This is a genomic window from Ralstonia sp. VS2407 (assembly GCF_052950655.1).
The window spans coordinates 1-1,232 of sequence record NZ_JBRFVG010000033.1 but is presented as its reverse complement, the minus strand read 5'-3'; the positions used below and the strand labels follow the sequence as shown (position 1 = coordinate 1,232).

Annotated in this window: 1 protein-coding gene; it reads right to left on the bottom strand. The window is 61.8% G+C overall.

Annotated elements, in window-relative coordinates:
- Positions 1-18 precede the first annotated feature (18 nt).
- Positions 19-1,169 (bottom strand): IS3 family transposase gene (locus ACU8YE_RS23630; protein ID WP_414560295.1). Its coding sequence is split into 2 segments (ribosomal slippage): positions 19-923 and positions 923-1,169, totalling 1,152 coding nucleotides; the frame shifts between segments, so codons are not numbered across the junction.
- Positions 1,170-1,232: the final 63 nt, after the last annotated feature.

Sequence of the window (1,232 nt, the reverse complement as noted above, 5' to 3'; positions counted from 1 at the left end):
TGAATCGCCCCGACTTTCCTAGACACCCCCGAGCCGTTGGGAATGACGTTGTTCGAACTCTACCGGTGATAGTCCGTTGGCGCTCGAATGGCGCCGTGTTGGGTTGTAGAACATCTCGATGTAGTTGAAGACGTCGGACTTGGCCTCCTGCCGAGTGGCATAGATTTGTCGGCGTACTCGCTCACGCTTGAGCAACTGGAAGAAGCTCTCTGCCACGGCGTTGTCGTAGCAGTTGCCGCGCCGGCTCATGCTGCACAGCAGGTTGTGCTCGCGCAGGAAGCTTTGCCAGGTGTGGCCGGTGAACTGGCACCCCTGATCCGAGTGAATCAGAACCTGCTGGTGCGGACGGCGGCGCCATAGCGCCATCAGCAAGGCATCCAGCGCCAGCTGGGTATCGATGCGCTGCCCCATGGACCACCCCACGACCATGCGTGACCACAGGTCGATGACCACGCTCAGGTACAGCCAGCCTTCGTGCGTGCGGATATACGTGATATCGGTCACCCAGGACTGGTTCGGAGCATCGACTGTGAACTGCCGCTGCAGATGATTGGGGGCGACCACCGCCGGCTTGCCGGCACGCCCGGCAGGGCGTCGACGATAGCCTGATTGCGAACGCAGCCCCTCGGCCTTGAGCAGCCTCGCCACGCGATGCTTGCCGCAGCGCTCACCCAGGTCGCGCATGTCCAGGGTGAGCTTGCGATAGCCATAGACCCCGCCGCTCTCCAACCACGCCTGCTTGAGCAGGCCAAGCAGGCGCTGGTCATCCTTCGCACGCGGGCTCAAGGGCTGCGCCTGCCATGCGTAATAACCACTGGGATGCACCGCCATCGCTTTGCACAGACCGCGCACGCTGTATTGGCCCGCGTGCGCCCTGATGAAGGCGTACCTCACCCGGACTGCTTGGCAAAGTACGCTACGGCCTTTTTTAGGATGTCGCGCTCCTCGGTCACCCGTTTGAGTTCGGCCTTGAGTCGCCGTACTTCGTCGGATTGCGATACCTGCCCTTGCGGCTCAGCCTCAGGGCGGCGTCGTTGTCTGAGCCACTGGTACAGGCTGTGTTGGCTCACGCCCAGCCGTTGCGCGACCTCCGCAACGCTGTGCCCTCTGTCCAAGACCTGATTGACCGCCTCGACCTTGAATTCTTCGGTGTATCTCTGCGCACTCATCGCAACTCCTGTCTAACCTCTAGTTTGAGGCTCACAGGTGTCTACTGGCAGCGGGGCGATTCA